Below are 23,779 nucleotides of genomic sequence, written 5' to 3' on the forward strand. Positions count from 1 at the left end.
TTTATGGAACCCTACATCATCGTATATCTCATACCACTCACACTCTTTGCCAGCTTAATATACTTTATTCTCATACGCCAAAACAGCTTTGAAAAACGCGTAGCTCAGTACACACCTAGGCACAAGCTGCCCCAAAAAAGACAAGTTCATATCGAACAACAAAAGCGCCAACTCAAGCAGTACCGCTTAATGTTCCCTCTCATAGGTATCGGTATGATACTCTATTTTGGATACCTACATTACTCCGATGAAGGCACACTTACTTTAAGCCCCCTTCTCATAAGTAATGTAATCTTTGCAGCCTGTTTTACCTTCTTAATGAGCTACCTCTTTATAGGCATAACCAAACGCAATATCAAAGCACAACAAATGCTCTTAGAAACAATGTCCGATACCGATTATAACCTATACCTCAAAATAGTGAAAGAACAACCTTCCTATCTCCCACAGGTTATGGTCTGTCAGGAAAAGCTCTATTTCATCCTTAACTACTCCCTAAAAGAGTTTGAGCTCTCCAAAATAATATGGGCATCACTTGATGAAGACCGAGGTTTATTCTTCAAGCTAAGTGTAATTCAAGGCGAAGAAAAAGACGGAGTAATAAAGCAGCAAAGAAGTGGAAGCGTAACCCTACCCAAGCAAGTAGGACAGATGCTCAAAAACCTCATCGACTCCTACCGCTTCCCCTCCTATTATGATGATGATAACCAAAGATAATGCAAATAATAAAGCATAAAAAAACTGAGGCTACCTATAAGAAGGTAGCCTCAGTTCTTTATTTTGGGTACTAATTTGTAGCACCATTTTACGGCAGATACATCGAGCTATCAGCAGCCTCTTCATAAGGTTGCTTCCCCGTGTTATTCCGCCTCTCATCTTGAACATTCCCATAAAGGAAATCTTCAGAATCTAATGCAGTTGCCGTAGCCCCCGCATCAGCAGATTTGTTCAATCCGTTGCGTACAGACATTTCTACAGAATCATCAGCGACAATCCCTTCATAGAAATTCTCGATTTTGAGTTTCACACTTTCTGATTTCATTTTGTCTGCGTTTTAAAATTATTATTATACTTCCATTTTTAGTTCCTATCTCTTGCCGCCTACCTTAATCTTTCACCCTTTCAATAAAGTCACTCAGCACATTCATATAGTTTATGAATGCCTCATAAGGTGATTCATAAGGTAAGATGTATTTGTGGTAATCGGTATTTGAGAATAGTTTAGTGCGCATAAAGTAAAAATGCTCACTAGCCTGTAACCTACTGTAATCCTCAGTAAGTTCAGCATTCTTTTTCTTTCTCACTAGCGGCTGTATTTTAAATAACTCACTAAAAGCCTCTTTCTGTAATTCATTACCCAGCCACGAGGTAATGTCACGCTCCTCATCTGTCCATGAAATAGGGTAAGGCACAGGCAAAATATCCTTAGCAGCGTGCTTTTTAGCTACTTCTTTAGGTAACAAAAACTGATAGTTAGGCTCAGCCATCATATATTCAATAAAGTAGCGCAAAAAGTCAAAAATACCACTTTGCGCATTGTTGTAATAACCTATCACTTCATAGTTCATAAATAAGTTTAGCACATCAGTGTCTTGCAAGCTGCTTTCCACCCAGTGCGCATATTTCTCCGAGGTAAGAGGGTATTCACTCCAGTTTCTGTCCGAAAAACGAATCGCAATATCATCACTCAGCTTGCTGTTTTTAAGCAGAAGGGTTAGATTCTCGTCCAAAGCGTTTTTGTACACAAAGTTCGGACTCTTCCAGCCCAATACGTGTTTAGCACCATCAGTAAGCATTGTTTTAAAGCCCAATTTAGCCACACGTTCCCCTATTTTATCCGAGTAGATAAGTGAAGTATTCCTAAAAGTTACAGGCTTCTTGCCAAACAGTTGTTTAATGGTAGTAGCATGGCGCTTTACTTGTTGTTCAAACTCATCAGTATCTTCCGATAATGAGGCCAATGAATGTGAATAAGTCTCAGCCAAAAACTCCACATTACCAGTCTCAGCTAGTTCTTGAAAGCTCCTAATTACCTCAGGAGTGTGCATTTCAAGCTGGTCAATAGCCGAGCCCGAAATAGAGAACGCTACTTTGAATTTGCCTTCGTATTTCTTAATAAGGTCTAATAATAAGGCATTAGCAGGCAGATAACACTGTTCTGCCAAGTCTTCTAATTCCGATCTGTTGGCGTAGTTGTCAAAATAGTTGTGTTTTTTGCCTATATCAAAAAACTGATATTTTCTTAGGCGTTCAGGGTGATGAATTTGGAAATAGATACAAATTGACTTTTTCATAGTAGGCTCTTATTGAATAATGTTTTGATATATTTTCTTTAGTTTTAATGAGGCATTCTCCCATTTCAGCTTATTCACCTCATTATAACCTTCACGTTGCATAAAGTTGGATAGGGTAGGGTAGGTTATGATACCGTAAATAGCATCGGCAAGGGCGTTAATATCCCAGTAATCTACCTTAATAGCGTGATCTAATACCTCCGCTACCCCCGATTGTTTTGATATGATAGTAGGCACTCCCGAGCGCATAGCCTCTAACGGCGAAATACCAAAAGGCTCCGATACCGAAGGCATCACATATACATCACTGTATTGGAACATACGCTGCACATCATTACCCCTAAGGAACCCTGTAAAGTGAAAGCGGGTACCCAAGCCTAATTGTGCCACACGGCGCACTAAGGGGTTCATCTTCTCTCCACTACCAGCCATTACAAAGCGCACATTAGGTACGCGTTTCATTACCTTAGCAGCAGCTTCTACAAAGTATTCAGGTCCTTTTTGCAGGGTAATACGTCCCAAAAAGGTAACTATTTTATCGGTAATACCGCGCTCTTCACGGTTTTCAAGGTCAGTTTTGAAATCCACAGCATTGTGAACAGTAACTACTTTATCAGCAGGTATACCGTACTTTTCAATTACTATGTTACGTGTCCAGTTACTTACGGTAACTACTTTATCAGCAGCTTCCATACCGCGCTTTTCAATATCGTACACAAGGGTGTTGCGGTTGTACTCACCCCCACGGTCATACTCGGTAGCGTGTACGTGTACAATAAGGGGCTTCCCCGAAATCTTTTTGGCAATAATACCTGCACTATAAGTAAGCCAGTCGTGGGCGTGAATTACGTCAAAATCATGGTTTTTAGCTACAGTACCAGCTACTAAGGCATAACGGTATACCTCTTCCATCAGGTTTGCTCCATACTTGCCTGAAAACTGAAATTTGTTGTGGTACGAAATGCGTTCACGGCGTTCTCCTTCTTTAAGGTACTGGTCGCGTTCACGGGCGAAAGTTTCGGGGTCAAGGTAAGGCACAAGGTTTGAGCCTATCTCCATAAAATTGATATTTTTCCAGAACTCCTCAATCTTCTCGGTATTTTGTAACATTTCCACATCACTAGCATTGATGATGTTGGCTACACTAGCATCTTCATCACCGCTGGCTTTGGGCATTACAAAAAGCACCTTTACACCATGCTTGGCAAGCCCTTCGGCTATACCATAACAGGCAGTTCCTAATCCACCACTTATATGTGGCGGAAATTCCCAACCAAACATTAATACTCTTACATTCTTCATACGCTATTATTTGTCCTTCTCATCTCCCTCTTCCCGAGGGGGTGGGAAGGGTTCGTGTTTTTATTTTTTATTTTTTAGTAGCCATTGGGCGCGCAGTATCTCGGCTACGTTTTTAGCTTTGGATATACATCCCCTTGATTGGAATGGTGGGTTACCATCATATATAGCCGATATACAGCTCACCCCGTGATCTCTTACCTCTTCTTCAAAGTCGGCTAAGATAGCTTCGGCATCGGGTATGTAGGTATCACCGTATAGTTTGAGGTTTGCTTCAATATATAAACCTAATAACCAAGGGTGTGCCGAGCCGTTAAAAGTAGCCTTATCACGCACAAATACGGCTCCTACACTTTCACCTTCATAACGTGGGTTTTCAGGCGATAGGGTGCGCAATCCTCGTGGGGTAAGTAACTCTTGAGTGATAATTGCTAAGACTTTGCGTTGGCGTTTCTCGGTAAGAGGAGAGTAATCCAAGGCACAAGCTATAAGCTGGTTAGGGCGCACATCGGTGTTTTGGTGGGTGTGGTTGGCATAGTCGGCAAGGTATTTTTCGGTTTCATACCAAAAAGTGTCATTAAAACTTTCTGCTATGGTTTGTGGTAGTGTAGCCCAGTGTGCCAGGAACTCTTTATCTTTACTTTCTTCGGCCAAAGCTATGGCATAGCATACGGCGTTATACCAAAGGGCATTCACTTCTACTACATAGCCGTTTCTCGGTACAATAGCCCCATAATTGCTTTCGGCATCAAACCAAGTAAGTGGGCGACTTAAATTATCACTCCATATAAGCCCATTGTCATCCATACGCATATCCTTACGGCTACGGCTGCGGTAGGTGTTTAATATGGCTTTAAGGGTTTCTCCATATTCTTTCCAAAGTTGTTTCTTGGTTTTCTTGGTTTCTTTTTCATATTGCTGAAGTGTCCAGAAGAACCACAATGAGGTGTCGGCATCAAAGGCAGGGTCCACTACGTGTGTGCTTATATCACGTGCAAAAAGCCCGTTATAGAAATATTTAAGAGCCGAGCTTAATACTTCATCAAATATCTTATCTGCTTTCCCTGATAGGGCAATACCTGGCAGCGCAATGAAAGTGTCGCGGGTATTACTTTCAAACCAGTGGTAACCTCCTTTAATACGAGTTTCACCTGCTTTTTGAATTAGGAACTGTGAAGCGGTATACTGTAAGCACTCTTCAAACGAATTGCGCTCTGCACGTTCTTTGAGGTATTTGTCAAAGTTTTTAGCTAAGGCTTTGCTATCGGCTTCTTCCAAGCTGGCTGAAAATACAATACTTTCCCCTTTTTTAAGGCTTACTTCAAAAGCACCCAAGCTAAGTAAGTCTTCTTGGTAGTCATAACCACGTTCTTTTTCTTTGGTATAGTAAATATTGTTATTCCAATACGCTTTTCCGCCAAAGTTAGCCTCTTTGCTTAGCTGCATATACAGGTAAGGGAACTCTGGATATAGTTTTACCTTTACGCCACCTTTTACAGCTTCGGCTTGTGTATTGGCTACAGGGTTTTCTTTGCTAAGTGAGTGAATGTCTCTAAAAGCTAATAGTGGGTTTAGGCGCAAGTGAGTAGCCGAATGAGCATCAAGCAATGTGTAGCGCACTAGTACTTGCGGAGCATTGTGCATCATTAATATTTCTTTTTTGAGTACTACCCCACCTACTTGATAGGTCACTGTAAAGGCTTTTTCATACGATATATCAACAATGTACTTATGCCCACGAGGCTCGTATGTACCTTCATACTTATGTACTCCAAAATTAAAATCACGCCCGTGTTGTAGGATGGTTTCGTCTAAAGATGAAAGCATTACATAGTTTTTACCTCTGAACTTTTCGATAGGCACAACTAGTAACCCGTGGTACTTACGGGTATTACAAAATACAAGGGTAGAGGAGCAGTAACCTCCACCGCGGTTGGTTCCAAGAAACTCCCTATTAAGTGAGTATTCAAGATTAATTAGCTGATCTTTTTTAAATGATATATAACTCATATTTCAATTGACAATTAATAATTAACAATTATTTCAATTAGCAATATCAATGTAATTGATTGACTTTATCCTGCTTCATTTCTCCCAAAATTTGCAATCTTCCCATTGATGATTGTAAAGTAATAAATTACTGATGACTCTACTACTACATCGTGTTCTTTTAAGTAGTAGGAGTACAGTAGGTGCAGGGTGAAATTACAGCTTTTTGGGTAAAAGCTTATATAGATTTTGTTTTTCGCATTGTTGGCTTGCTTGGCAAACTCTGGGGGTACTAACTTGTAATGGTATGTTCTTTCAGCAATCATTTCGCCTACAGACTGCTGTGAAAGGTCTTTTTTAATATCATTTAAATACCTATTGAGTATTGTTGGGGTGATATTTACTGTTTGGGCTTTGCCTTTTGGGTATTGTACTGTTGTTACTGAATCAATCTTTTTGAAAAAATCGGCTTGTAAAGTTTTACTTTTTAATGATAAAAAGACCTTTAAATTACACTCCTGAGCTTTCTGTGCTGTTATTGATTGACAAGTGAAACACAGAAAAACTAATAAGGGTAATATGTGATTGATAAGTAACAATGAATGACTAATTAAATTAGGTTGTATTTATTTGCTAATCTGCTAATTTCAATACCATTCCAATTCTCGCGGGTATATACAATGATAGTAAATTCTCTTTGCCGGTGTACTGTGTGAAATGTTCTACGCTTTCATCGATACGGTTATCGCCTCCAAAGGCGGGGTTATCGGTACTGAGTACAGTGATGTATTTGCCTGCTGGTACATCAAACTGGTAATCGGTGTAGGAGGTGGTGGGGTTGAAACTGAAAACAAATAAATAACCACTGCGTTCAAACACAAGTAATTGTCGGTTGATGTCGCGCACCAACACACGAGGCTCACGGTTTAGTAGCTTGCTCTTGCTGGCAAAATGTATCATTGCACTATCAAAGGCGTTGAGGTATTTAAACTTCAAGTCGGGGTTATCAACCAAGCTCCATAGCCTGCGAGCGTGTGCATAGCTCCAACCATTACCCTGACGAGGAAAGTCAATCCACTCGGGGTGTCCCCATTCATTACCCATAAAGGCGAGGTAGCCTCCGCCCGAAGTAGCCAATGTAATAAGACGTATCATCTTGTGCAAAGCCATAGCGCGGTCTATTACCAAATTCTGATCGAATATGCTCATACCGGTATAAACCTCTTTATCGGTAAGGCGGAAGAATATGGTTTTATCGCCTACTAAGGCTTGGTCGTGGCTTTCGGCATAGCTAATGGTGCGTTCTTCAGCACGCTTGTTGGTCAGTTCGTAATAGATATCGCCTACATGCCATTGTTCATCGGGGACTTCTTTGAGGAGCTTGATCCAATAATCGGGGATGCCCATACTGAGTTTAAAATCAAACCCCATACCCCCTTCGTTAATAGGGTAGGCAAGCCCAGGTAGTCCGCTCATTTCTTCGGCAATGGTGAGCGCTCCGGGATAGAGCTCGTGTATAAGTTGGTTAGCCATAGTGAGATACACCAAAGCGTCATCGTCTTCATTGCCATCGTAATAGAAGCTATAATCGGTAAAGGCTTTGCCTAAGCCGTGATCATAGTAAATCATACTGGTAACCCCGTCAAAACGGAACCCGTCAAAACGATATTCTTCCAGCCAATACTTGCAGTTGGAAAGCAGGAAATTTAGTACTTGAGGTTTGCCATAATCAAAACAACGAGAGTCCCAAGCAGGGTGCTTGCCACGCTCGCCTTTGTGAAAATAGAGATAATCGGTACCATCAAACTTGCTAAGCCCTTCAGCCTCATTACTTACCGAATGCGAATGTACAATATCCAGCAGTACGCATATGCCCAAACCGTGGGCAGCATCGATAAGCTCTTTTAACTCTTCGGGGGTGCCAAAACGCGAGCTCACCGCAAAAAAGTTGGCTACCTGATAGCCGAATGAGCCGTAGTAAGGGTGCTCTTGTATGGCCATCAGTTGGATAGTGTTATAGCCCAAAGCAGCAATGCGAGGTAGCACATAGAGGCGGAACTCTATAAAAGTACTTACGCGTTGGTGCTCGGTACACATACCTATATGTGCTTCGTAAATGAGTGGGTGCGCTGTAGCCTTAGGGCGTGGGTGTTGCCATTGGTAAGGATGCTCGGGACACCAGACTTGTGCGGTGAATACCTTGGTGTAGTCGTCCTGCACGGCACGGGTAGTATGTGAAGGGATGCGCTCACCACACCCCCCTTCCCACTCTACCAATAGCTTATAAAGCATTTGGTGATGTAAGGCCGAGGCGGGCAGCCGCAACTCCCAATCTTGTTCGTTAATTTTAGTAAAAGCGTAATAATTATTTTTTTGCCAGTCATTGCTATCGCATAGAAGAAAGATAGCAGTTGCATTAGGAGCCCACTCACGCAGCACCCATTCGGAGCTATTGCGGTGCAAACCGTAATAGAGGTGCGAGTTACAAGCATCGGATAGAGACGAAGCCCCTCCTTGCACACGTTGTGCTACTTGTATAAAATGCTGATGCCTCCCCTTAATGATAGGGAGGTATGGTTGCAAAAGTGGGTCGTTCATAACTTATAGGTATTTATTGGCTTATGGAAAAGTCAATTACTATTGGCTTTTGAACAAGTCAAGTTCTTTCACGGCGTAAAATTAGTATATTATTTTGAAACGGCAAAATTTTTTTCATATTTTTTTTGTTTTATTTACAATTTTCTAAACAAAGGCAAATAAAGAAATAAAAACTATCATTGTACTACTGTAAAAAAACTACTTATATACCCCTGTAATACTTGAAATGAGAGGTAGTAATACCTGAAAAAAAACAGCGTACCTAATATATTAAGCACGCTGTGAATCGTTAAAAATTGAGGTAAAAGGCTAACTGTATACCCCTCCGTTGATGTTTATCACCTCTCCGGTAATGTAACTTGCCTTATTGGATACTAAAAACGACACAAGGTCGGCTACTTCTTCCGCCTCGCCAAAGCGACCTACAGGAATCAGTTTTACAAGGTCTTCTTCATTTAAAGACGAAGTCATATCGGTACGTATGAACCCAGGGGCAATGGCATTTACTGTAATGTTGCGTTTGGCTACCTCTTGCGCTAATGCTTTTGTAGCTGCAATAATAGCCCCTTTGGCAGCAGAGTAGTTGGTTTGCCCTGCTGTACCCTTCACTCCTGATACTGATGCGATATTAATAATACGCCCATAGCGGTGGCGTAGCATCTTTTGGATAAAGAAGTTGGTTACGTTATAGAAGCCTCCGAGAGTTGTTTGGATAACTTTATTCCAATCCTCTTCGGGCATCCACATAAAGAGCCCGTCGCGATTGATACCGGCATTGTTCACTATCACCTCTACCACGGCATCTTTATTGTCGTGCTGCCATTGGGTAAGGGCTTTGGTAGTGCTTTCGTGATTAGAAACATCAAAGCGGATAATATCACCTTCGCGTCCTAATTTCTTAATGTGGCCGAGTGTTTCGCGAGCGGCAATCTCATTACTTTGGTAAGTAATAAGTAAATGATAATCGGTGTCCTGAGCGAGTTTTTCGCATATAGCGCGCCCTATACCCCGAGATCCTCCTGTAATAATAGCGTACTTTCTCATTTGATTTAGGTAAGAGGTAAGAGGTAAGAGATAAGAGGGTGGAGACTCTTGTCTGCTTTTGGTCTTACTTCGTTTTTTTGTTGTTATTAATTTTGTTTAGGTAAGAGGTAAGAAGCCTATGTGGCTCTTATAACTCTATGTCTTATTTCATTCTGTATTTGTCAGAAAGATTATCTGTCATAATTTAACTCTATATACCAATTACCTCCTAATTCTTTCAATAAATGGCAATTCTTCATCAAATTATAACGCTTTTCCGACATATCTACCTCTGGTGGACAGATTTCGGTATAACTATCATTCAAAGCCTTTTGGGTATAAAGAAAATTTTTATCAACACCCCAACCTATTCCGCCATAGGAATAATAATTTTGACACCTCAATTAATTATTTAAATTTGTATACATAAATTCTATTATCTTCTTTAGGATAGACCATTATGAGTTGATCTTTTAAAAATACTTCAAAATTTCTAATTGTATCTTTCCCATCTATAAGACAATCCAGTTTTCTATTTATTAATATTTTATTACTATACCCCCTATTTTTGAATATAATATTTCCATCACTTTTATTTCTTGTGTGAATAATAAAACCCTCTGAAGCACCATCATATATTTGCAAAATACCTAAACTATCGTAAATAACTTTTTCTTCAACAACATATTTAGTTTCTCTTATCATTTCTATTTTTGATTGTTCAACTGTAATATTTTTTTTCTCAAGAACTCTTTCTCTCTCATAAATAAATGTGCCTTCTTTTAGCATCTCTAATTTCTTAGAAGTGTTGTTACAACTAATAAACAACAAGGTGATTGCTATTAAATTTATAATTTTCCTCATCTTATTGATTTTTTAAGGTTCTTAATTTTTCTACTTTATCTCTTTTCTCAACAACCACTTGTATAGCTCTCCCTTCTGCTTGTCCTACAATATATTTTTGAGGTGTCTATTTAGCTACATACTAATTGACTTTGGGAAACGGAAGAACGTTCTACAATTCTTTTCATTAATTTGTTAAAGATAGTCTCTTTATTTTGTGAACGATTAATTCTAAAACTATACTCAGCTAAATAGCGGTCTATGTTAAATTCTGATACCCAAGAATATGTACCTCTTATCCAAGACTTTACTTGATGTATTATCTTATGTAATGTAGGAAAATTCTTCCCATTATTACTAGGAATTTGAGTTATATTAAAGTCTTTTATTTGTCCCTTAAATAATTCCATAATACATTAATTTTCACAGTGCAAATACATGAAATTATTTTGACGCCTCAATATTTATATTTATTATGAATTTTAAATGCCATAATATTCTTCATTTTCAACCTTTATGTTTTTTGTGGAAATTTCTACAAATTTACCTGACTTACAGTCTACGCTCCAAACTTTGTGTATAGCTGTAAAATATTCTTTTTCAGATTCTATTCTTGTGATGGCTGCAATAGGTTTATTGATTGTCTTTCCACTATTTATATATCTATCCGAAATGAGGACGAAATTCTCTCCAGTTTTTAATAAGTTTTCTTTCGATAGATTTAAAATATCTGTAATCTTGTTTTTCCCGTTTTCCTCATTCTCAATCAATAGGAGGAGCTGCGGATTTTCACTCCCATTGGGGTATATCTTTACTATATCTATTTTCTTTTCTCCATATTCTGGTAATAACTCAAAGCCACCATATCTACAATCTTTAAATTCGTTGAACTCATCTAAATATTGATATGTTTTTCCTATAAATTTTGCCTCGTTAAATGCCTCAAAATCTATGACAACTGTGTCGTTGGTTTTTATAATAGCATCTGCATAAACAACTTTTTGCTTGTTTTCTGTTTTACAGGAAAAGAATATTACTGCTAATAAAATGTATAGTATTTTCATTTTTTTATTACTTTTAAATTTTACCATTCACCACTTGGGGTTATCCCATCTTGTTTTCTATGGGTTTCTTCTCCACTTGAATCAAGGTTAATATATTCTTTTTGAGGTGTCTATTTAGCTACATACTAATTGACTTTGGGAAACGGGAGAACGTTCTACAATTCTTTTCATTAATTTGTTAAAGATAGTCTCTTTGCTCTGTGAACGATTAATTCTAAAACTATACTCAGCTAAATAGCGGTCTATATTAAACTCTGAAACCCAAGAATATATACCTCGTATCCAAGACTTTACTTGATGTATTACTTTGTGTAATGTAGGAAAATTCTTCCCATTATTACTAGGAATTTGAGTTATATTAAAGTCTTTTATAGGTTTATATCCTTTCCATTGGTCAGTAGTAACTTGTGCTGTTTTACTAAAAATTCATCAAATTATTTCCTTATTATCACAAACTCATTACTACCTTGGGGAAGATAAAGCAATACATTATAATAGCCCGCTCCTGATTTTTTCCCTTTTAGGATTAAAGGACTCCATCCCTTAATGTCTAATGGTGATTTATTATTAAACTCCTTTGTATGCGTTTTTCGCTCTAAACAGACCAATTTCCCCTCTGCATAGAGTTTCATCTCATAGTCCTCTAACGGTATCATCATATTTGTACAATACTTTACAATATTTTGTTGATTATTTTTTATTGCCTTCTGATTTTCCTCTTGACTTTCATAATAAAAAATAGCAGTTTCATTGATTCTTTTTTGTGTAAGTTTTGTCCATCTTTCCCCTTCTCCATTATTTAAAATACTCCATAGCTTCTGATAGTATGCTACTACTTTTTTCTCCAATTCTTTTTTATCCCATTTACGAAGGTCTTGACCTTTGCTCCAACCTTCTAATTCGTAAGGTAATTCTGTAAGCTCTACCTCCCACTCCTGCTCAAAATAAGGTACATCCTCCTTAGGGGCTACAATAGGAAGGGCTACATCTGCTTTGTAATTTAGTATCTTATCGGTCTCTTTATTTCTGATGTAGCTGCCAAAAAACAAATTACATCTCATAATATTCTCTACTGTTACCAAAGTATCTCCTTTTCTAAAAAGTGGAAATATCTGTAATTTTATTTTACATTTCCCATTTTTTAATACATAAGGATTTAAATCTATGGCTGTGCCCAAAGGCATATTAAGTTCCGAAGCTTTTATATCATTAACATAAACAATTACTGGAATATTGGTTGTTATATCAATCATATAAGTTATTTGTTTTTCCAAGGGTATTTGTTGTATTTTCATTTCCCCTGTATTTTGTGCATTATGACAATTAAACAATAAAATAAAACACAAAAACACTAATTGTCTCATAACCTTAATGTCTTATTATTACAAATTCATTACTACCTTCAGGTAAATATAATTTAACGGGAAATTCTGCTCCGCCTCTTACTTGACCTTTTCGCACTAATGGGCTCCAACCTTTCAAATCTAAGGGGAAATAATTATTAAATTCTCGGGTATGTGTTTTTCGTTCTAAACAAACCAATCTTCCTTCTGCATAAAGTTTCATCTCATAGTCTTCCAACGGTATCATTCTATTTACACAATGCTTTTTTATATCGGCAATTTCAGATTTATTTGCTTCATCAATCTCTGTATCATAATCATATATAGCATTTTCATCATCGGCTTTTTCCCAAAGTTTCATAAACCTTTCGCCATCTCCATCGTTAAGCATTTTCCATAGCTTCTGATAGTATGCTACTACTTTTTTCTCCAATTCTTTTTTATCCCATTTACGAAGGTCTTGACCTTTGCTCCAACCTTCTAACTCATAAGGCAATTCTGTAAGCTCTACCTCCCACTCTTGCTCAAAATAAGGTACATCTACCTTAGGGGCTACAATAGGAAGGGCTACATCTGCTTTGTAATTTAGTATCTTATCGGTCTCTTTATTTCTGATGTAGCTGCCAAAAAAAAGTCTTGCATTCTCTATATCTGATTTAGATACTGTAGTTTCATTCAAATGCCAATAAGGCAATAGCCTTAACTTTATCTTGTATTTCCCATTTTTTAATACATAAGGATTTATATCTATGGCGGCGTTTGAACCTCGTGAGCGACTCACTGCCAATATATCATTGATATAAAGCTCGTGAGGGGTCTTTAATGTTAAATCAATCATATAAGTTATTTGTTTTTCCAAGGGTATTTGTTGTGTCCCCATTTTTTTTTGTGCATTATGACAATTAAACATTAAAATAGCTATAGCTAATAAATATACTTTTTTCATAAGTTATAATTTAAATTCATACGAAAATCCTTCGTGAACGACACTACCAAAGAACAGGTAGAAGCCAATTACCGCCAAATAAAGTTAGATGTCGTTGAAATCATTGAACGCGAAAAAGAACGTATCGCTAACGACCCTGAGCTAAGGCATTTGGTGGAGAAGGAGTAATTACCACTTCTCAAGGATAAATACCCTATAGCTAAAACTAAATGAAACTTTTTCATCAATTTTCCTCCTTATCTTTCTCAATTCTTCTCGTATAAGATATATGACTAGTGTTTTCTAGTATGACCTCAATACTTTTATTTGTTTTAACTTCTTTTATTTCCCCAGTGTTCCCATTAATCCAAATACCAGATAAGTTATAGTTTGCTGTTTTCAAGCTATATGGTTCCCACTTCGGCTTAAAAATATAATAATCTCCATATATAATATCCAATTCAAAAAAACCATCATTAGCTATTTCTTCTTTTAAAATATATTTTATACATTTTTGCCCTGCTTCATCCAATGAAAGTTTAAATGTTTTTTCCTTTTTTTTGAATTCCTCTGTTCTATATATAGAGATGTCTTTTTCTACTTTACAAGAAAAAATACTACTTAATATACCCACAATAATAACTATTTTAATGACTTTATACATATTTTTATTTCTAATTACTCAACTGTTGGTTATAACTTAATCCAAAATCTCTTTTCTTTCATACATTATCTCTTTTTTATTATATACAATAATTTTCTTAATATAATTTTTATTCTCATCTAATATGAACTCAACTAATGCGATTAAATCTCTATCGTAAATTAAGCCATTATCGCTAATTTCTTCGGTATCATTCAAGTTAATTCTCCTATACCACCATCTTTTAGTATAAAAAAAGCAATATATCTCTGCTCTTTTATTTTTCGCAATAGATGAAATATAACTATTATCAACAAAATCTTCTATTTCATATGCTACCTTGCTATAATCCTTATGGGTATAGTTTTTTATTTCATAGTAGAAATAATTAAACTTGTAAGATGAGTTTTCATTCATAATCTGTAAAATTCTAGCATTGTAAGATTTATCCATTTCGGATATTTTGATATTTTTACTACAAGAAAAAAACAGAAAAGAAATAATAAAATATACAAGATAATTCATAGCAATATTTTTTCAGAGTTTTCAACTTTAGTAATAACAGAAAAAATGGCATTACCCTTCATCTCTGTCATATCCTTGCTCAGCGTTAAGGTTTGTCCTTCTTGTGAGGCACTGATTTGTATACGTATTCCATTAGGAGTAACTGCGTGGCACTCTTCAAGGGTTAGTTGCAGCTGGTTGTAGTGATCCAACAGCACGTGCATCTTTACCGAATCGCCTACCACAGGTTGTAAGCCATAGTTAAGGTCTATGGTTTGTAAGGCTATGGCATCTCTAACGCTGTCGGTAACAAAGTCCTGCACAGCAATAAAATGGCTGCTGCTTAGCTTCATTCCGTCTATCCAATTCACAGGATAATGGGTGAGTAGGTTGTTCATTGTTCTATCTTGTTTGTTTGTTTTGCAAAGGTAAGGGTTTTTTATTTAAGGTTTATAGTCTTCCCAACCATATTTTCTATATTCAGGAGCAGGAGAAAATTCAGCTGCACCCCAATCTAAGTCTCCTGAGCAAGGGATGCGACAAATGCCCCAATTAGCTACTTTTTTAACTCCTGTCTTATAACTTGTCCAAGTCCCTACAAATTGGTTGTTTCTATAGTCATCTGAATATTCTTCAATATCATCAAATAAAAACACTCCTTTATTATTAACATACCATCTTAATAAAACCTTTCCTTCAAAGATACCCGTAGCTGATAATTTCTTATCTTCTCTAAAATGATAATCTGCAATGATAATTCCTTGTGATTTTATTTTCCCCACCATTTCATCGTCTGCTCCTCTAGAATGCTCTGCAAAAAAATATACATGTTTGATTTTTATATCTCCTTCAAACAATCTTACATTTTTACCAACTTTTGTTTTCCCTTTTGCTATATAAAGACTATCATTTGTTGTTGATTTTTCTATTTTTAGAAAATTAATCTCTAATCTTCTTTTAATCTTTATATCAATAAACCCAATATAAGGAATAACCCCATAAGGAAAAGATGGTTTAGAGAGCATTGAACTTATATCAATGTTCCCTAAATTAAGTCTTCCTTTGCTATTAAAAACGCCATTTGTATAGCCCATCTCTTCCTTAATAAAATCTTCAAAATCACAATGTTCTTGTGCATTAGATGTAGTGAAACATAAAAAGATTAATAAGCTAATAATAGCAATTTTATTTCTTCTTTCTTTTTTCTTCTTTAGCTCTTTCTTTGTCTCCATCTTTTTTCTTAATTTGTTGTTTAATGTTGTTTCCATCTTCGATTTCATTAGTTATTTTAATATTTTGACACCTCAATAAAATGATTTATCATCTGGGCATCGGTAGGGTCTTTTACCTCTGGTTTTCAGTTTTTTAAGATAAAAAGTATGAATAATAACAATAGTATTCGCATTGTTCTATTTTTTCAACCACGATACCATATCCTTCAAATAAGGATAAAACACCATATCTTCTTTAAAGAATGGGATAATGGTTCTTATTTCGTTATACCATTCTTTGGTAGTGCTCGAAAGCTCCTCATAGCACCCCAAAATATCAATAGCCTGCGCAATGGTGATAGCCTCAATGGCCAGTACTTGGAAAGCGTTCTCTATCACCTTGCGGGTGAGGGTTGCGGCATTGGTACCCATACTCACGATATCCTGATTGTCGTTATTGTTCGGGATACTATGCACATACATAGAGGTAGAGAGGGTTTGGCACTCGGCAGTGGTGGAGGTAGCGGTGAACTGCACCCCTTGCATACCGAAGTTAAAGCCTAATTTACCTGCATTGACAAATGGCGGTAAAAGCTCGTTGATTTTAGGGTTCAAGAGGTAGTTAAGCTGTCGTTCGGCTAACATTGCCATACGGGTAACTACGAGCTTGAGTTTGTCCATTTCAAGGGAAATATAATCGCCGTGGAAGTTACCCCCGTGATATACCTGCTTGGTAGGCACATCTACAATAGGGTTGTCGTTGGCTGAGTTCAGTTCCTCTTCGACAATGCGTAGTGTTCGCAATATAGTATCTGCTACTGGACCCAATATCTGTGGTACGCACCGCAAGGAATAGTATTCTTGTACTTTTTCTTTGAAAACAGCCTCATTGTGCTGCCCTTGGTAAAGGTGTTCTGCACGTTTGCGGGTGCGCTTGCTGTCCTTTAGAAACTCGCGCATCAGTCCTGCTATATCCTGCTGACCAATGTGCTGTTTGGCGCTGTTTAGTTCAAATGAAAAATGGTCGTCATAGCTCTGCACCAGTTCATTGATAGCACAGCTGAATTTTACTGTCCAGCTCAATAGCTTTTCGGCGTAATACACATTGACCCCAGCCAAGCCTGTCATTACCGAGGTGCCATTCATCAGGGAAAGCCCCTCGCGCAAGTGTATTTGTAGCGGTTTGATGCCTACTTCGGCAAATACTTCGGCAGTAGGCCTACGGCTGCCTTTGTAGAATACTTCTCCTTCGCCTATGAGTACTAAGGCGAGGTGAGCCAACTGCACGAGGTCGCCACTGGCGCCTACGCCTCCATGCTGGAATATAAGGGGTGTGATGCGGTGGTTTAGCAAGTCGCGCATCAGTTCGATAGCTTCTATATGCACGCCTGATTTGCCCAGTGATAGGCTATTGAGGCGGCATAATATAGCTGCGCGTACGGTTTCCTCGTCGAAATAATCGCCACAGCCTGAGGCGTGGCTGCGGATGAGGTTATATTGGAGTTGTAGCTGATCGGTAGTATCAATGCGGTATTGCGCCATAGGGCCGAAGCCTGTATTTACGCCGTAGATGATTTTGTTTTCGGCAAATTCTTTTAAAAAGAGATAGCTTTCATTGATAATTTTTGCTTTCTCGGGTGAGATGGTTACTTCTTTTTCGCCAAAAACAATATCTATAAATTCATCGTAAATTTTCATAAATGTTATTGAAAGTAAATATGGCGCAAAGATACGAAATAATTATTGAAAAACAAAATTTGAGTTGGGAGATAGGGGATAGGAGATAGGGGGCAGGAGATAGGGTATAGGGGGGTGTTGGCAAAAATAGGGTGAAAAGGGGAAAAGAGTGAGAATAATGTAAGATTTTTGGGTTTTGGTTACGGATTATGCAAGGGGAGGGGTTGGGGGTTAATGGCTTGGGAATTAGGGGGGTGAGGGTTATCCTTCGTTTATAGTTCGTTTATCCTTCGTTATAGGTTCGTTTAAAGTAGGTAAGAGATAGGAGATAGTAGGTGAGAGGGTGGAGATGTAATAGGTTGATTATTAGGGAAGAGGGATTGGGAGGTAGGGGAATGAGTGGGGTGGGTGATTTTTGAAGAAATGGTAATAAAAAGTGTAAAAGGCTGTGTTTTCTTTATTTTTGAGGTGTTTTTTGGGAGAGGCTTGCTGTAATGAGCCTTGTAAAACCTACCTTATAACACTTGCTTTTCAATAATTATTTTGTACTTTTGCAGCTCGAAAAAAGGTTTTTAAACACAAAAAACTCTCCATTAAATTAATATATGAAACCAATAGAACGAGCGGCAAGGCTTTTTGCCGACATTAACGAACTGCTGATTTCAAGCGGTGCCAACACCCGCAGGGTAGAACGCAATGTGGAGCGCATCTCAAACGCACTGAACTACCATTGCGAAACCTTTTACTCACACGCTGCCATAGTAATTACGGTGCACGATATGAAGACGGGTGAGAAAGAAAACATTACCCGTACCATTCCGCATCACGGGGTTAATTTTAATGCCATTTCGGATATTAGTATTCTGTCGTGGGAGGCAGTACAAGAGAAGCTAACGATAGAAGAGGTTGAAGAGCAAGTAGCTGCCATCAAGTCTCGCCCACATTACAATATGTATGTTATGTGGTTTTTTGTAGCCGTAGCGGGAGGTTCATTGGCGTATGTGTTTGGTGGGAAGCACGCCAGTTATGCCGAGTTTGGTATGTCGTTCTTGGCGACCTTGATAGGCTTGGCAGGTAGGCGCGTGTTGCAGTTGCGCAAGTTCAACGTATATATGTGCTGGGGCTGGGCAGCTTTTGTATCGGTATCGGTAATGAGTATTTTCCGCTTGCTTGGGGTACAGGATTACCATAATGCCCTTGCGGCTTGTGTACTGTGGTTGGTGCCAGGGGTGCCGCTTATCAATGGGTTTATTGATATGCTTTCGGGCTGTGTAGTAGCAGGAGTGGCTAAGCTTACGCACTCGGCTATATTAGTGTTTATGATTTCATTAGGTTTTTATTTAGCGTTACTATTATTTGGTTATGAACTTCTTTGATGCATTTTTAGAGTTAGGAGTACGCATCTTCTGGTCGATGTGGATATCCATAGGTTTTGCCTTATTGTTTAATACACCACGCCGCGCCTTGTGGATTACAGGGCTACTCGGCGGTATAGGCTGGGGCATTAAGTTTATGCTTTTGGAAACTATTATGCCTGGCCAGATAGTGATTACCTCTTTCTTCGGGGCTTGTGCCGTAGGATTATTAGCCGTTTACTTCGCACACCGCGTGCATACCCCGCCAATAGTATTTACCATTCCGGCGGTTATTAATATGATTCCTGGTAAGCTCGGGTATGAGTTTATGATGAATATCATCAAGATAGTAACTATCGAAACACCACAGGAAGAGACCCTATCCTTATTGTTTAAAACCGTAAAATTAGGACTACAAACTGGCTTCATTACAATGTGTTTGGCCTTTGGGGTCATTGCTCCTATGTTACTCTTTAATACCTACTCGGTAAAAGGAAAAGACCTGAATGATCTTATCAAACGCCGACTCCTGCGCAAAAAGGATGATAGTGGAAAAATTGAAGAAAATGAGCCTATTTAGGTAAAGAAAAAAAAGAATCCTACTAAGTGTTATGATTTAGTAGGATTTTTTTATTCATAAATCATTGTTTATTGTAAATAGTTTGTTATCTTTGCCCCCTAAAAGCAAAATATTGAAAAACTAAAAGTAAATACCTTGCTTGTAGCATTCTCATAAAATGCTTATGGTATAGGGCACTCAGCCCAATAAAACAGACTAATTATCTAATTAAATTATACGTATCAATGAAAAATTATTTGAAAATTGGCGGCACCTTAGCAGCTCTGGCTATGTCGCCATTACTGATGGCACAGCACAAACCCTTAGGGGGCTTTGCCTACGGCGATAAAGCCGCTCCCTCTGGGAAAGAATGGGAGTCAGTAGAAGAACTTTCCCTTAATAAGGAGTACCCTCGCGCATACTTTTTCTCCTTCAATGGCGAAAAAGAAGCTACACAAGTACTACCTGAAAAGTCACCCTATTGGCAGTCGTTGGATGGCCAATGGCGTTTTCACTGGTGCAAAACTCCAGAAGAGCGCCCTGTGAACTTTTACAAAACCAACTATGATGCTTCTGGCTGGGATATGATACCCGTACCCTCTAGCTGGAACGTGCAAGGAATCCAAAAAGATGGCACCCTAAAATACGGTTTGCCTATCTATGTGAACCAACCTGTGATATTTTATCACGAACGCAAGGTAGATGACTGGCGCAAGGGGGTAATGCGTACCCCACCTGAGAATTGGACTACCTACAAGTACAGAAATGAAGTAGGTTCATACATCCGTTATTTCGAAGTCCCTGCCTCTTGGAAAGGGCGTGAGGTATTTATCGATTTTAATGGGGTAGATTCCTTCTTTTACTTGTGGATTAATGGGCAATATGTGGGCTTTTCAAAGAACTCACGTAATGCTGCGTCATTCAATATTACTAAATACTTGAAAAAAGGACAGAACAAAATAGCAGTAGAGGTGTACCGAAACTCTGACGGGTCATTCTTAGAGTCGCAAGATATGTTCCGCCTACCAGGTATCTTCCGCACAGTAGCTTTGCGTTCTACTCCCAAATTGCAGATACTTAATCTGAATGTACTTACCGAAAGTCAGGATTTTAAGAATTGGGAATTAAATATAGCTGCCGAAGTACGCAACTTGAACAAGAAAGAAGCTAAGGATTATAAGTTGGCTTATAGTGTGTATGAAAACTTACTATACTCGGACGAGGTGCGCCGTGAGCCATTGCTTAGAGGCGAAGCAGCCGTTAATGCAGTAGGACCCAATGCTATTGAAAAGATAAAAACACAGCTCAGCGTAAAATCACCTGAATTGTGGAGTGCCGAAATACCTAACCGCTATGTGTTGGTAGCTCAGTTACAGGATAAGAAAGGTAAGGCAGTAGAAACGGTATCTACATACTTCGGCTTCCGCAAGGTAGAGATTAAAGATACCAAAGCCGAAGATGATGTTTTCGGCAAGGCAGGTCGTTATTTTTATGTGAATGGCAAAACTATTAAGTTTAAAGGCGTAAACCGTCACGAAACCCACCCTGCACAAGGGCACGTACTTACCCACCAGCAAATGGAAGATGAGGTAATGCTGATGAAACGCGGTAATATCAACCACGTGCGTAACTCACACTACCCTCCCGATCCTTATTTCTTCTACCTATGTGATAAATATGGTATTTACTTAGAGAATGAGGCGAATATTGAATCTCACCAGTATTATTACGGCAAAGAATCTCTTTCTCACCCTAAAGAATGGGAAAAAGCACACACAGCCCGCGTGGTTGAAATGGTGGAGGCTACTTATAACTCACCAGCTATTGTAATATGGTCTTTGGGTAACGAAGCAGGTCCTGGTCAGAACTTTGTAACAGCCTATAACCACCTCAAAACCCTTGATACCAGCCGCCCTGTACAATATGAGCGCAATAACGATATTGTAGATATGGGGTCTAACCAATATCCTTCAGTAGCTTGGGTGCAAGGAGCTGCTACGGGTAAGTACAAAATTAAATATCCATTCCATATCTCCGAGTATGCACACTCTATGGGGAATGCAGTAGGTAACCTTGCCGATTATTGGAAAGCTATTGAAAGCTCTAACTTTATATGCGGTGGCGCTATCTGGGATTGGGTAGACCAAGCTATTTATAACTATACCCCCGATGGCAAACGCTATGAGGCGTATGGTGGTGATTTTGGCGATTTCCCTAATGATGGTCAGTTTGTTATGAACGGTATCATCTTTGCCGACAGAACTCCAAAACCACAGTACTATGAAGTACAAAAAGTCTATCAAAACATAGGGGTGAAAATGCTGTCTTATGATACTTTTGAGATTAAGAACAAAGCATACTTTGAAACTCTTGAAGGTTATGAAGGTGTATGGAAATTGTTCCGCAATGGTCAGTTGGTAGAAGAACGCTCTTTTGATCTTTCGCCATTAAAACCACAGCTAAAAGGTACTGTAACTATCAAGCCAAAACGCTTGGATAGTAATGCCGAGTATTATGTTGAAATGGAGTTTAGGCAAGCTGCCGACCGCCCTTGGTGCCCTAAGGGCTTTGTACAAGCACGTGAGCAGTTTCGCATACAAGAGGCTAATAACATACCTGTACTATCGGAAGTAGCTAAAGGTGAGGCACTACAGCTTAGCCCTGATAAGAAGATGGTAACAGGTAAAGACTTCTCAGTAATGTTTGATTTTGAGAAAGGTACTATAGGCAGATTGCAATACGGTAATAATACTATTATTGATGATAGCAACCTAAGCCTAAACGCTTTCCGCGCCTTCACCAATAATGACAACTGGGTGTTTGAACAATGGTTTAGAAACGGATTGCATAACCTACAGCACAAGGCTTTGGCTCATAATGTGAAAGCCAATGGTAATGGTAGCTATTCATACTATTTCACCGTAGAATCACAAGCGCCTAATGCTGCTAAAATTCACGGTAGTGCTAGTAGTGGCAGAAATACAATTGAAGAACTTACCGACAAGAAGTTTGGTGAGAACGATTTTAAATTCACTACCAACCAAATATTTACAGTATACCCTGATGGCTCGGTTGAGCTACAAGCTAGTGTAGTTTCCAACGATCCTAATGTGGTATTACCACAATTAGGGTACTTGGTAAAACTGCCTAAACAGTACAATAACTTTACTTACTATGGACGTGGTAAGCATGATAACTATTCCGACCGCTATACTGGGGCTTTTGTAGGGCTTTACAATAATAGCGTACAGGCAGAGGTAGCTCCTTTCCCTAAACCCCAAGATATGGGACAACACCAAGAAACCCGTTGGGCTGCCCTTACTAACTTGCGTGGCGCAGGAGCTGTGTTTGTTGGTGCCGAGCCACTATCAGTAGCTGCCTTGCCTTATAAGGCCATTGATATGACTTTGGCAGGACACCCTTACCAGTTGCCCGAATCCGACGGAGTATATTTGCAGCTTAACACAGGTACTACCGGTCTGGGTGGTAACAGCTGTGGCCCTCGCCCTCTATTGCGTGACCGTTGCTTTGCAGGAGCTCATAACTTTGGTTTTGTAATACGCCCAGCCAAAAGTAACTTGGCTGAGGTAGCCAATGTAGTGGCTAATGGTGAAAAACCTTTGGCTATCAGCCGTACCAAAGTAGGGATAGTAAGTATTAGCAGTGGTTATACTAATGCTGATATTTATTATAGCATCAATAATGGTAAGCCACAAAAATACCAAGCTCCTTTTGAGCATACCGAGGCTTGTACTATTAGTGCTTGGTTTACTGGCAAAGAAAACCAAAAGTATACTGTTACTTATGATAAGGCCGAGAGTCTTGTAATGCAAGTAGTATTTGCAAGTAGTGAAGAAACTGCTGATGGTGAGGCCAAGAACTTAGTCGATGGTAATACCAATACTATTTGGCACTCTGCCTACTCAGTAACTGTAGCTAAGTACCCTCACTGGGTCGATTTTGATATGGGTAAAATGGTCGAAATAAAAGGCTTTAGCTTTACCCAACGTGATGATAGCTGGAGTGGTAAAGTGAAGAACTACCAAATACACGTAAGCGAAGACGGTAAGAACTGGGGTGAACCTATTAAAGCAGGTGCACTCAATGACAGTAGTAGTCCGCAACAAGTATTATTTGATAAACCTGTAAAAGTACGTTACATACGTTTTACTGCCCTTAGTGAGCACTATGGTCAGGACGTTGCTACCGGAGCAGAGTTTAGAGTAATTGTTAATTAGTATATATAGTACTGATAATAAAAGCCCCTCGCATTTCTGCGAGGGGCTTTTTTGTGTATGAAACTATCAGCAGACGGGAGGTGAGGAGTGTGGGGTAGCTCAATAGGTGATGAATGAGGTAATAAAAGAGATAGATTACCAGTAGTTTTTTGGGTAGTGTGTGTTTTTCAATCTGTATAAATTAGAAATGTTTTTTTGCTAATTGGGAAAAAAG

Annotated in this window: 22 protein-coding genes and 2 pseudogenes; 5 read left to right on the plus strand and 19 right to left on the minus strand. The window is 38.8% G+C overall.

From position 1 onward, the window contains the following. The first annotated feature begins 3 nt into the window (after positions 1-3). On the plus strand, positions 4-717 hold the full coding sequence (locus tag C4H12_RS11710; RefSeq protein WP_106099079.1) for a hypothetical protein: 714 nt from the start codon (positions 4-6) through the stop codon (positions 715-717). An 88-nt stretch (positions 718-805) separates the two neighbouring features. On the opposite strand, the gene C4H12_RS11715 is transcribed toward C4H12_RS11710, so the two are convergent. The 14 genes and pseudogenes from C4H12_RS11715 to C4H12_RS11780 all read right to left on the minus strand — a co-directional run bounded on the left by C4H12_RS11715 (position 806) and on the right by C4H12_RS11780 (position 13,399). Further along, positions 806-1,042, minus strand: a complete 237-nt coding sequence (locus tag C4H12_RS11715) for a hypothetical protein (RefSeq protein WP_106099080.1) — start codon at positions 1,040-1,042, stop codon at positions 806-808. Between the two features lie 64 nt (positions 1,043-1,106). Then, the gene (locus C4H12_RS11720) at positions 1,107-2,294 is read right to left on the minus strand and encodes a glycoside hydrolase family 57 protein (RefSeq protein WP_106099081.1); all 1,188 of its coding nucleotides are present in this window, start codon (positions 2,292-2,294) and stop codon (positions 1,107-1,109) included. Between the two features lie 9 nt (positions 2,295-2,303). Beyond that, complete coding sequence (locus C4H12_RS11725) at positions 2,304-3,596, minus strand: glycosyltransferase family 4 protein (protein WP_106099082.1); 1,293 nt, start codon at positions 3,594-3,596, stop codon at positions 2,304-2,306. A gap of 60 nt (positions 3,597-3,656) precedes the next feature. Then, positions 3,657-5,603, minus strand: a complete 1,947-nt coding sequence (locus tag C4H12_RS11730) for a glycogen debranching enzyme N-terminal domain-containing protein (RefSeq protein ID WP_106099083.1) — start codon at positions 5,601-5,603, stop codon at positions 3,657-3,659. A gap of 65 nt (positions 5,604-5,668) precedes the next feature. Then, positions 5,669-6,181 (minus strand): hypothetical protein, encoded by a 513-nt coding sequence (locus tag C4H12_RS11735; protein ID WP_106099084.1) that lies wholly within the window; start codon positions 6,179-6,181, stop codon positions 5,669-5,671. Between the two features lie 34 nt (positions 6,182-6,215). Then, a complete protein-coding gene (locus C4H12_RS11740; protein WP_106099085.1) occupies positions 6,216-8,180 on the minus strand; it encodes an alpha-amylase family glycosyl hydrolase in 1,965 nt (654 codons plus the stop codon). Between the two features lie 309 nt (positions 8,181-8,489). Beyond that, a complete protein-coding gene (gene fabG / locus C4H12_RS11745; RefSeq protein ID WP_106099086.1) occupies positions 8,490-9,224 on the minus strand; it encodes a 3-oxoacyl-ACP reductase FabG in 735 nt (244 codons plus the stop codon). Between the two features lie 170 nt (positions 9,225-9,394). Beyond that, complete coding sequence (locus C4H12_RS13960; protein WP_256387540.1) at positions 9,395-9,529, minus strand: hypothetical protein; 135 nt, start codon at positions 9,527-9,529, stop codon at positions 9,395-9,397. 82 nt (positions 9,530-9,611) lie between these two features. After that, entirely contained in the window at positions 9,612-10,067 is a 456-nt protein-coding gene (locus C4H12_RS11755) for a hypothetical protein (protein ID WP_129588233.1), read from the minus strand. Positions 10,068-10,177: 110 nt separating this feature from the next. Next, positions 10,178-10,432: pseudogene (locus C4H12_RS11760) on the minus strand (IS1595 family transposase); the annotation flags it as partial. Between the two features lie 96 nt (positions 10,433-10,528). Further along, on the minus strand, positions 10,529-11,110 hold the full coding sequence (locus tag C4H12_RS11765) for a hypothetical protein (protein WP_129588234.1): 582 nt from the start codon (positions 11,108-11,110) through the stop codon (positions 10,529-10,531). A gap of 114 nt (positions 11,111-11,224) precedes the next feature. Next, a pseudogene (locus C4H12_RS11770) lies at positions 11,225-11,527 on the minus strand (transposase); the annotation flags it as partial. 17 nt (positions 11,528-11,544) lie between these two features. Further along, entirely contained in the window at positions 11,545-12,405 is an 861-nt protein-coding gene (locus C4H12_RS11775) for a hypothetical protein (protein ID WP_106099089.1), read from the minus strand. Positions 12,406-12,478: 73 nt separating this feature from the next. Next, positions 12,479-13,399 (minus strand): hypothetical protein, encoded by a 921-nt coding sequence (locus tag C4H12_RS11780; RefSeq protein WP_254424774.1) that lies wholly within the window; start codon positions 13,397-13,399, stop codon positions 12,479-12,481. Between the two features lie 33 nt (positions 13,400-13,432). Between C4H12_RS11780 and C4H12_RS13965 the strand changes: the two genes are divergently transcribed. Further along, entirely contained in the window at positions 13,433-13,567 is a 135-nt protein-coding gene (locus C4H12_RS13965) for a hypothetical protein (protein WP_256387541.1), read from the plus strand. Positions 13,568-13,622: 55 nt separating this feature from the next. On the opposite strand, the gene C4H12_RS11785 is transcribed toward C4H12_RS13965, so the two are convergent. The 5 genes from C4H12_RS11785 to hutH all read right to left on the minus strand — a co-directional run bounded on the left by C4H12_RS11785 (position 13,623) and on the right by hutH (position 17,434). Continuing rightward, the gene (locus C4H12_RS11785; protein WP_164997578.1) at positions 13,623-14,042 is read right to left on the minus strand and encodes a hypothetical protein; all 420 of its coding nucleotides are present in this window, start codon (positions 14,040-14,042) and stop codon (positions 13,623-13,625) included. A 36-nt stretch (positions 14,043-14,078) separates the two neighbouring features. Continuing rightward, positions 14,079-14,546: a hypothetical protein gene (locus C4H12_RS11790; RefSeq protein ID WP_106099091.1), complete on the minus strand. Its 468-nt coding sequence runs from the start codon at positions 14,544-14,546 to the stop codon at positions 14,079-14,081. Next, positions 14,543-14,923: a hypothetical protein gene (locus C4H12_RS11795; RefSeq protein ID WP_254424775.1), complete on the minus strand. Its 381-nt coding sequence runs from the start codon at positions 14,921-14,923 to the stop codon at positions 14,543-14,545. The genes C4H12_RS11790 and C4H12_RS11795 overlap by 4 nt, the downstream gene beginning before the upstream one ends. A 45-nt stretch (positions 14,924-14,968) precedes the next feature. Further along, positions 14,969-15,793, minus strand: a complete 825-nt coding sequence (locus tag C4H12_RS11800; RefSeq protein WP_254424776.1) for a hypothetical protein — start codon at positions 15,791-15,793, stop codon at positions 14,969-14,971. Between the two features lie 141 nt (positions 15,794-15,934). Beyond that, complete coding sequence (gene hutH / locus C4H12_RS11805; protein WP_371514463.1) at positions 15,935-17,434, minus strand: histidine ammonia-lyase; 1,500 nt, start codon at positions 17,432-17,434, stop codon at positions 15,935-15,937. 584 nt (positions 17,435-18,018) lie between these two features. Here hutH and C4H12_RS11810 point away from each other — a divergent pair. The 3 genes from C4H12_RS11810 (at position 18,019) to C4H12_RS11820 (ending at position 23,565) form a co-directional block, all read left to right on the plus strand. Next, positions 18,019-18,789: a threonine/serine exporter ThrE family protein gene (locus C4H12_RS11810; protein ID WP_106099093.1), complete on the plus strand. Its 771-nt coding sequence runs from the start codon at positions 18,019-18,021 to the stop codon at positions 18,787-18,789. Next, positions 18,776-19,348: a threonine/serine exporter family protein gene (locus tag C4H12_RS11815; protein ID WP_106099094.1), complete on the plus strand. Its 573-nt coding sequence runs from the start codon at positions 18,776-18,778 to the stop codon at positions 19,346-19,348. Before C4H12_RS11810 ends, C4H12_RS11815 begins: the two co-directional genes overlap by 14 nt. A gap of 224 nt (positions 19,349-19,572) precedes the next feature. Beyond that, the gene (locus C4H12_RS11820) at positions 19,573-23,565 is read left to right on the plus strand and encodes a glycoside hydrolase family 2 TIM barrel-domain containing protein (protein WP_106099095.1); all 3,993 of its coding nucleotides are present in this window, start codon (positions 19,573-19,575) and stop codon (positions 23,563-23,565) included. Positions 23,566-23,779: the final 214 nt, after the last annotated feature.

Source organism: Capnocytophaga sp. oral taxon 878, assembly GCF_002999135.1.
In the GTDB taxonomy this organism is placed as follows: domain Bacteria; phylum Bacteroidota; class Bacteroidia; order Flavobacteriales; family Flavobacteriaceae; genus Capnocytophaga.

What these genes read in the sequence shown, in the direction of transcription:
- C4H12_RS11790 (WP_106099091.1), bottom strand. Translation starts at nt 14,546, where the DNA reads ATGAATTATCTTGTATATTTTATTATTTCTTTTCTGTTTTTTTCTTGT.
- C4H12_RS11795 (WP_254424775.1), bottom strand. Translation starts at nt 14,923, where the DNA reads ATGAACAACCTACTCACCCATTATCCTGTGAATTGGATAGACGGAATG.
- C4H12_RS11710 (WP_106099079.1), top strand. Translation starts at nt 4, where the DNA reads ATGGAACCCTACATCATCGTATATCTCATACCACTCACACTCTTTGCC.
- hutH (WP_371514463.1), bottom strand. Translation starts at nt 17,434, where the DNA reads ATGAAAATTTACGATGAATTTATAGATATTGTTTTTGGCGAAAAAGAA.
- C4H12_RS11815 (WP_106099094.1), top strand. Translation starts at nt 18,776, where the DNA reads ATGAACTTCTTTGATGCATTTTTAGAGTTAGGAGTACGCATCTTCTGG.
- C4H12_RS11720 (WP_106099081.1), bottom strand. Translation starts at nt 2,294, where the DNA reads ATGAAAAAGTCAATTTGTATCTATTTCCAAATTCATCACCCTGAACGC.
- C4H12_RS11730 (WP_106099083.1), bottom strand. Translation starts at nt 5,603, where the DNA reads ATGAGTTATATATCATTTAAAAAAGATCAGCTAATTAATCTTGAATAC.
- C4H12_RS11765 (WP_129588234.1), bottom strand. Translation starts at nt 11,110, where the DNA reads ATGAAAATACTATACATTTTATTAGCAGTAATATTCTTTTCCTGTAAA.
- C4H12_RS11755 (WP_129588233.1), bottom strand. Translation starts at nt 10,067, where the DNA reads ATGAGGAAAATTATAAATTTAATAGCAATCACCTTGTTGTTTATTAGT.
- C4H12_RS11775 (WP_106099089.1), bottom strand. Translation starts at nt 12,405, where the DNA reads ATGAAAATACAACAAATACCCTTGGAAAAACAAATAACTTATATGATT.
- C4H12_RS11800 (WP_254424776.1), bottom strand. Translation starts at nt 15,793, where the DNA reads ATGGAAACAACATTAAACAACAAATTAAGAAAAAAGATGGAGACAAAG.
- C4H12_RS11810 (WP_106099093.1), top strand. Translation starts at nt 18,019, where the DNA reads ATGAAACCAATAGAACGAGCGGCAAGGCTTTTTGCCGACATTAACGAA.
- C4H12_RS11740 (WP_106099085.1), bottom strand. Translation starts at nt 8,180, where the DNA reads ATGAACGACCCACTTTTGCAACCATACCTCCCTATCATTAAGGGGAGG.
- C4H12_RS11780 (WP_254424774.1), bottom strand. Translation starts at nt 13,399, where the DNA reads ATGAAAAAAGTATATTTATTAGCTATAGCTATTTTAATGTTTAATTGT.
- C4H12_RS11725 (WP_106099082.1), bottom strand. Translation starts at nt 3,596, where the DNA reads ATGAAGAATGTAAGAGTATTAATGTTTGGTTGGGAATTTCCGCCACAT.
- C4H12_RS11820 (WP_106099095.1), top strand. Translation starts at nt 19,573, where the DNA reads ATGAAAAATTATTTGAAAATTGGCGGCACCTTAGCAGCTCTGGCTATG.
- C4H12_RS11715 (WP_106099080.1), bottom strand. Translation starts at nt 1,042, where the DNA reads ATGAAATCAGAAAGTGTGAAACTCAAAATCGAGAATTTCTATGAAGGG.
- fabG (WP_106099086.1), bottom strand. Translation starts at nt 9,224, where the DNA reads ATGAGAAAGTACGCTATTATTACAGGAGGATCTCGGGGTATAGGGCGC.
- C4H12_RS11785 (WP_164997578.1), bottom strand. Translation starts at nt 14,042, where the DNA reads ATGTATAAAGTCATTAAAATAGTTATTATTGTGGGTATATTAAGTAGT.